Source organism: Microcystis sp. LE19-41.2A (assembly GCF_027530405.1).
GTDB classification, from domain to species: domain Bacteria; phylum Cyanobacteriota; class Cyanobacteriia; order Cyanobacteriales; family Microcystaceae; genus Microcystis; species Microcystis aeruginosa.
In genome coordinates, this window is sequence record NZ_JAPZQJ010000589.1 from 1 (window position 1) to 7,552 (window position 7,552).

Below are 7,552 nucleotides of genomic sequence, written 5' to 3' on the forward strand. Positions count from 1 at the left end.
AACCCTTATAGAGAAAGGCATTTAGCGATTTTTGTCAATTGTTTTTTATCTAGAGCGAACTAATCAATTAAGTCTCTTGCCAGATAAGGATTTAGTCGATTTATGCCCCCCTATCGAACCATAACAAGTAACGAAGAGCCAGAAATACTTTCATCCAGTGCGATCACTATCTTCTTGTTAATTAAACTTTAAAACTGCGATCGCTGGTGGCATTGTTAAGTTTTCTTGAACGGGCGATTTTTGTAATCAAGAGTAGAACCATCAATATTTATGGTTCGGTTGGCTCTTGGTATGATACGAATGTCTATGGAGAAATGGGTGTTATACATTCCAGTCAAATTAAATTTGACAACTAGCGATCGCTTTTCTACGGGAACAGAGAATTAGATAAAAAATACTAATATTTTGTCGCCATCAGGTTCTAGCCGCAATTCAATTGAGTATAAAATGATCTCAGAAAAAGCCTCCAGAAAATGTCAAATCAACCATGAAAAAAATTATTTTGATTTCTAGTCTATCTTTGACAATGGTAATCGGTGCTTCCTGGGCAAAACCGAATATAGTTTTGGCTGAAACTTGTAATTACTTTGCCGGAACTGCTGTGACGGGAAAAAGCGTTAACATCGATTTATGTTCGATTGTTCTGGCTAGTTCCCGTAGTGTTGACTTTGTTTATTATTTAGGAAATCAACGACTGGTTAGCCAAGCTAATTGTGATAACGGAACTTGGACGACTTTTCCCGAAAGACAAATTCATCGTCCCCGCTCTCAGGCGACTCAAACAATGCTAGAGGTGGTGTGTAGTTACAGATTTAATAGTTCTCAATCCACATCAAGAATCGCTACAGCAATAGTGTTTTCTCCACCATCAAATGTGAGAACATCCCCCAATGGCAATATCATCTGTTCAGTCAGAGAACGTAGAACCATCAATATTTATGGTTCAGTTGGCTCTTGGTATTATACGAATGTCTGTGGGGAAATGGGTGTTATACATTCCAGTCAAATTAAATTTGACAACTAGAGATCGCTTTTCTACGGGAACACAGAAACGGGTAAAATCGATCAATGCAGTTGTTTTCTTTCGAGGTGTCGTCATTAATAAGAAAGCTACCCGTTCCTTAGCCGGTATTGCCGGAATTGTCGCCGTTGCCACCTTAATCAGTAAGGTTTTTGGTTTAGTCCGCGAACAGGTAATCGCCGCTGCCTACGGTGTCGGGCCGGTGGTGAACGCCTACGCTTTTGCCTACGTTATCCCCGGTTTTCTGTTAATTCTCCTCGGTGGCATTAACGGCCCCTTTCACAGTGCTTTGGTCAGTGTTTTGGCCAAAAGAGATAAATCCGAGTCCGCGCCGATTGTCGAGACTGTCACCACCCTAGTCAGTGCGATTTTATTAACTGTCACCGTCTTTTTAATCGTTTTTGCCAATATTTTTATCGATGTTCTCGCTCCCGGTTTAGATGCCGCCACCCGCAGCATGGCCATTCAACAACTGCAAATTATGGCCCCCATGGCGGTTTTAGCTGGTTTAATCGGCATCGGTTTCGGTACTCTCAACGCGGCGGACCAATACTGGCTACCGAGTCTCAGTCCGCTTTTTTCCAGTGTGGCGGTGATTATCGGGGTGGGTTTGCTGGCCTGGTCACTTGGCGATCGCATTGATGAGCCGCAATATGTGCAACTGGGGGGTTTTGTCCTCGCCGGCGGTACTCTCGTTGGGGCGCTTTGGCAATGGTTGGCACAAGTAGGCGCACAAGTCAAGGCAGGTTTAGGAAAATTAACATTTCGTTGGGATTGGCGGATTCCGGGGGTGTCGGAGGTGTTGCGGGTGATGATTCCGGCGACCTTATCTTCGGGAATGTTGCATATTAACGTTTATACTGACCTCTTTTTCGCTTCTTTTATCGAAAATGCCGCCGCTTCCATGCGTTACGCCAGTTTTATCGTTCTCACGCCCTTGGGCATCATGTCTAACATGATTCTCGTGCCGTTTATGCCGATATTTTCTCGACTGACGGAACCAGAAAATTGGGGAGAATTGAAGCGAAAAATCCGTCAGGGTTTATTATTGACGGCTTTAACCATGTTACCCTTCACCGCTATCTTTATCGCCCTCGCTTTCCCGGTAGTGCGAGTTATCTATCAACGGGGTGCCTTTAATCTGGCTGCCTCGGAACAGGTGGTTCCCGTATTAATGGCCTACGGTTTCGGGATGTTTTTCTATCTCGGCCGCGATGTTTTAGTACGAGTGTTCTATGCTTTGGGTGATGGTGACACTCCCTTTAAGGTGAGTATGGTGAATATTTTTCTCAATGGTGTGCTGGATTTCCTCTTGTATAGACCTTTTGGTACTCCGGGGATTGTTTTAGCAACCGTGGGGGTTAATATCCTTTCTATGGGCATTTTTACGGTAATTTTAAATCGTCGTTTAGGGGGTTTACCTCTAGGAGAATGGGGTTTATCCTTATTGGGATTAACGGTAATTACAATGCTTTCTGGTGTTGCTAGTTGGGGAGCTAGTTGGGGATGGGAAAAGGTTTTCGGTGCTGGTAATATTTTCTTACAATTATTACAGTTAGGTTTTGCTTCAACCGTAGCGGTGGGTTTATTCCTCCTCGGTGCGATGTTATTGAAGTTACCTGAATTAGACCTATTAATCTCGCGAGTTCGTCAGAAGTTCTTGAAAAAATCTTAGGTTTAAGTTGCTGCCTCACCTCATCATTACATAGGGTTTGCTGAAAAAGTTTTTTCTGGGGGCAGGGTGTAGGGTGTAGGGTGTAGGGTGTAGGGTTTTACCGATTTTCATCTGGTCAATTATCTAATTTTCAGGGAAAAAGTACCTGAATTTTCCCCCCAATCACTCCAAGGGTCGGCACTTTTTGATGGGCAAAAGGTCTAAAAGTTTTACCCAACAAGGTTTTCACATTTATTCAGCAAACCCTATTTATTTTTAGGAATTGGGGGCAGTTGCGGTGATTTTCGGCGAGAATTAGAACCGGATATTTTCGGGGGTAGGGGTGCAGAATTGCGATTAGATAAACTTTGAAGGCTCTTTTTCATATTAGCAGGTTCCGGCAGTTCTAGAGTTACCCCTTCCCTAGCGGTCATTGTTTGCCCCGGTAGGCATAAATCAAAAACAAAGGCAGAATTATTGGTTAAATCGGCCAGTTCTAATTTTACCATCTCTGGAGAGGATTCTCGTGCTAATAAAGGTTCAATTTCGGTTTTAATCAACTGTTCTAATTGAGCCAGATAATTGATCTTAACAGGAGTAACAATTAAAGTTAACATTTCTTGCCAACCTTGCCCCCCCAATTCTGCCAGAATATCCCCATAACAGCGAATTTTCCAGCTACCTATTCCCAAATCTCGATAGGAAAAAATTTCCAGCCAACCCCCGGCATCCGATCGATAATAATGAGTATATCTTTCACTACTTTCGGGAGATTCGTAATCGATACGCACTTCAATATGAGCAAAAGGAGAATCCAGACGGGCCAAGAGACGATAGTTTCCCGAGACAATTTCTAGAGAATTATTAGAAATTGTGTGTCCGTGATTCTCCCCTTGTTTTTGCAGTATAAATTCCATAATCCTAGCCTAGGCCTAATGTTTGGCCATGACGCTAAAACTTAGGATTTGTGCCGAGAGATTTGCGCTTTTAATTCCCTTGCTTGTGTCAATAAATCCGCTTGGGTTAGACTAATTTGTTCTTGGGTGGCCATCCATTTCAGTTGTACCGTGCCATTTTCAGCCTCAGCATCCCCCAAAATTATACAGCCCACCGCCTTAGCTCGATCGGCCCGTTTAAATTGTTTTCCGAAAGCGCTGCCGCTTAAGTCTAACTCAACGCTAAACCCCAATCCGCGTAATTGTTGCGCTAACACCACACTGCGGGCCTCAGCTTTTTCTCCTTTGGAGACGAGATAAAAATCGGGAACCAAAAAAGATAAAGATTGCTTTTGTTGTAATAATATAATCAGACGTTCTAAACCGATCGCCCAACCCACTGCTGGTGTGTCTGGACCGACTAATTGAGCTATTAAACCATCATAACGACCACCACCGCAAACCGTGGCTTGAGCGCCTAAATCATCGGACTGAATTTCAAAGGCCGTATGGGTGTAATAGTCCAATCCTCGCACTAAACAGGGATTAAGATTATAGATAACTCCCAAATCGGTTAGTAAAGATTGCACCCGTTCAAAATGCTTTTGAGAATCACTGCCGAGATGTTCAAGAATACTGGGGGCATTCTTACAGATAATCTTGGTTTTCTCGTCCTTACTATCCAAAATTCGCAGGGGATTTTTTTCTAATCTCTGTTGAGAATCCGCATCTAAATCAGCTTTGTAGGGAGTCAAATAATCTAGCAGGGCCTGACGATAATTTTGCCTATCTTGGGCATTTCCCAGGGAATTAAGGTCTAATTTTAGGTTTTCTAGCCCCACAGCTTTTAATATCTCGCTGGCAAGGGTAATTACTTCCACATCCGCCCTAGGATCATCACTTCCCAACAATTCGACCCCAATTTGATGAAACTGTCGCTGCCTACCCGCTTGCGGACGTTCATAACGAAACATCGGCCCCTTATACCAGAGTCTTTGTACTCCTCCGGCGGCCTGTAATTTGTGTTCAATATAGGCGCGAACGACCCCAGCCGTTCCCTCCGGTCGCAAAGTCAGGGAACGTTGACCGCGATCGAGGAAAGTGTACATTTCTTTACCTACCACGTCCGTCGCTTCCCCGATACCCCGTTCAAAAAGTTGCGTCTGTTCAAAAATGGGAGTTCGTATCTCTTGATACAGCGCAGTCCCTAAAATTCTGCTTGCAGTTTCCTCTAACCACTGCCAGTAACCGACCTCCGCCGGTAAAATATCTTTTGTGCCTCGGATTGCCTGGATTTCGCCCATAGTTCTCTGTATTTTTATCCCTATTTGAACAATCTTAAACCGCTTAGAGTCACTAATACCGTCGATCCTTCATGACCGATGACACCAAGAGGTAAAGTTATATCACCGGCAAAATTGGCTATTAGCAATATGCCGATAAACGCGAGGGCGAAAGTGATATTCTGTTTAACAATGCGATTGGCACGACGACCAAGGTTAATTGCGCTGGGAATTTTGGCTAAATTATCGGACATAAGGATAATATCGGCCGTTTCCAAGGCCACATCACTACCCGCTTTTCCCATGGCAATCCCCACATTAGCCATAGCTAAAGCGGGCGCGTCATTAATGCCATCCCCCACCATAGCGACAGTGTGATATTTTTCTTGCAGATTTTGGATAACGGTTAACTTATCTTCGGGGAGTAAATCAGCGTAAACTTCCTCAATGCCGAGTTTTTCAGCGACTTTATCGGCACTTTGTTGATTATCACCCGTAATTAAAACGATATGTTCGATACCGATCTTTTTTAGCTGCTTCACCAGATTAACTGCCGATTCCCGCAGGGTATCGGACACAGCGATCGCCCCGATTATCTGATTCTCTTGTACTACCCAAACTAGGGTTCTGCCTTCTTTTTGTAAACGTTCGCGCATAGCTAGGATATTCTGGTCAAGATCGGAAATATGGTCACGAATATAGGCAAAATTGCCCACAGATACCGACTTATCGGCAATTTTTCCCGTGATACCCCGTCCCGATACCGCTTGCACCTGATTAGCACTGAAGAAATTTATACCACGTTCCCTGGCTGTGGCGGTAATAGCGGATCCGATGGGATGTTCGGAACAGGATTCTAGGGATGCAGCCACCGCTAACACCTCATTTTCGCTGACTGCATGGATAGGGATAATTTCCACCACTTGCAACTTACCAAGGGTGAGAGTGCCGGTTTTATCAAAAGCGATCGCTCGTATGCGGCCGATCATCTCCAATCTTGCGCCATTTTTGAATAAAATCCCCTGTTTTGCCCCGTTAGCGATACCCGATAACAAAGCTGGCATAATTGAGGCCATTAAAGCACAGGGAGAAGCCACCACGAGAAAAATTAAGGCCCGATAGATAGTGGTTTCCCAGGTCCAACCCCAGAAAAAAGGCGGTAAAATCCCGAAAATTAAGCCCAAAATCACGATAATTTTCGCATAACCCCGCTCGAAACCTTCGATAAACTGTTGGGAGGGAGGGGATTCATTTTGCGCTTTTTCTACCAAACGAATCACCCTCTCAATTAAGCGACTTTCGGGGGGAGTTTCCACCTTTAAACGTAGCACTCCTGCACCGTTGAGAGTTCCCGCAAAGACTTCTTCCCCGATGGTTTTATCCACGGGAAGCGATTCTCCGGTAATTGGCGCTTGATTAATGGGACTGTTTCCCTCCATAATAATGCCGTCAATGGGGATTAATTCACCCGGTTTGACCAAAACTGTGTCACCGATCCGTAATTGCTTGATAGGAACCTTTTTTTCCCTGTCTCCCGTGATTAATCTAGCAGTATCGGGGGTCATGGCCATGAGAGAACGAATATTGCGATCGGTTTTCGCCATGGCAATCTGTTCTAATGCACCACTAATAGCGAAAATCAGGATTAAAACGGCTCCATCGATGATGAGATAGTAATTACTGTCCCAGAGTCCCAAAATCGCCGCCCCCAAGGCCGCTACAATCATTAAGAGGTCCACATCTAGTTCTTTTTCCTCCCATAAAGTCGTCAATCCTGCTTGGGTACTCTCGTATCCTCCCACCAGATATGCGATCGCTAGTAGGATAAAAGCCGGGCCGATCAGATTAAAGTGTAGGCATAACCAACCAAAAAAGACTAAAATAGCGCAAATTCCTGCGGCAACTGCCGAGGAATACTCAGACAACCAAGAGGACGAGATACTCTGAATCATGGAGCGATGGCAATTACTTTTCTCCCCATTCTAGAAAAAATTAGATCGATGCAGAAAACCCCTAGGACGTTATCCCCTGCAGCCAACTTAGCTGATAATAATTGGAATTTTGCCGAGGTTTGGATCGATCCGATGCTCTCCTCCCTATATCTTGCTTTTACTGGCTTAATCTTCAGGAAACTATCGCGTGTACGCTCCCTCTGAGGGTTATCAGGTGGTATTTACCGGTGCGAGTTACGAGGAAACGGAAAATTGGCTATTAGAGGACGAATTTGAACCGGTAGAGGGACGACTTTCGCCAGTAGAGATATAATTTCCTTATCTTCCTTTCCGCTTTTCTTCGATGCTATCCTTACTAAAAAAGCGATGGAATTGGCTAAAATCGCTCTTTATTGGCAGTCCGAAGGCAATTAACCCCAAAGAAGTCAAAAATACTCCTCCAGAACCCCGTGACGCACCAGCGGAATAGATTGAACTCATGAAAACCGACACGATTTTCTACCGACTTTTTCAAACCTTTCCCGATCTTCTGTTTGAGTTAATCGACTTTCCCAGGGAATTAGCCAATTTCTATCGATTTTCCTCCGTAGAGGTGAAACAACTATCTTTTCGCATCGATGGAGTCTTTCTACCAGAACGGCAAGATTTACCAATTTATTTTACCGAAGTTCAGTTTCAGAATGATCCGGAGTTTTATGCGCGTTTTT

At 44.3% G+C, this 7,552-nt stretch carries 8 protein-coding genes; 5 read left to right on the forward strand and 3 right to left on the reverse strand.

Going from position 1 to position 7,552, the window contains the following annotated elements; all coding sequences use genetic code 11:
- Positions 1–487: 487 nt before the first annotated feature.
- Both O9290_RS24645 and murJ read left to right on the forward strand, forming a co-directional pair.
- Complete coding sequence (locus O9290_RS24645; RefSeq protein WP_002760314.1) at positions 488–1,024, forward strand: hypothetical protein; 537 nt, start codon at positions 488–490, stop codon at positions 1,022–1,024.
- Positions 969–2,696: a murein biosynthesis integral membrane protein MurJ gene (gene murJ / locus O9290_RS24650; RefSeq protein WP_002760316.1), complete on the forward strand. Its 1,728-nt coding sequence runs from the start codon at positions 969–971 to the stop codon at positions 2,694–2,696. The genes O9290_RS24645 and murJ overlap by 56 nt, the downstream gene beginning before the upstream one ends.
- Before the next feature lie 245 nt (positions 2,697–2,941).
- Here murJ and O9290_RS24655 read toward each other — a convergent pair whose 3' ends face one another.
- Genes O9290_RS24655 through O9290_RS24665 form a run of 3 tightly spaced genes read right to left on the reverse strand, consistent with a single transcriptional unit; the run spans position 2,942 to position 6,845 of the window.
- Complete coding sequence (locus tag O9290_RS24655; RefSeq protein ID WP_002760318.1) at positions 2,942–3,592, reverse strand: hypothetical protein; 651 nt, start codon at positions 3,590–3,592, stop codon at positions 2,942–2,944.
- 41 nt (positions 3,593–3,633) lie between these two features.
- Positions 3,634–4,914 (reverse strand): histidine--tRNA ligase, encoded by a 1,281-nt coding sequence (gene hisS / locus O9290_RS24660; protein WP_002760319.1) that lies wholly within the window; start codon positions 4,912–4,914, stop codon positions 3,634–3,636.
- A gap of 20 nt (positions 4,915–4,934) precedes the next feature.
- Positions 4,935–6,845: a heavy metal translocating P-type ATPase gene (locus O9290_RS24665; protein WP_002760321.1), complete on the reverse strand. Its 1,911-nt coding sequence runs from the start codon at positions 6,843–6,845 to the stop codon at positions 4,935–4,937.
- A 187-nt stretch (positions 6,846–7,032) separates the two neighbouring features.
- Between O9290_RS24665 and O9290_RS28630 the strand changes: the two genes are divergently transcribed.
- The 3 genes from O9290_RS28630 to O9290_RS24680 form a co-directional block, all read left to right on the forward strand.
- On the forward strand, positions 7,033–7,158 hold the full coding sequence (locus tag O9290_RS28630) for a hypothetical protein (RefSeq protein WP_002760323.1): 126 nt from the start codon (positions 7,033–7,035) through the stop codon (positions 7,156–7,158).
- A gap of 30 nt (positions 7,159–7,188) precedes the next feature.
- On the forward strand, positions 7,189–7,314 hold the full coding sequence (locus O9290_RS24675; RefSeq protein WP_288087635.1) for a hypothetical protein: 126 nt from the start codon (positions 7,189–7,191) through the stop codon (positions 7,312–7,314).
- Between the two features lie 9 nt (positions 7,315–7,323).
- Positions 7,324–7,552 (forward strand): DUF2887 domain-containing protein (locus tag O9290_RS24680; RefSeq protein ID WP_288087637.1); only part of this gene is annotated, 229 nt, incomplete at its 3' end.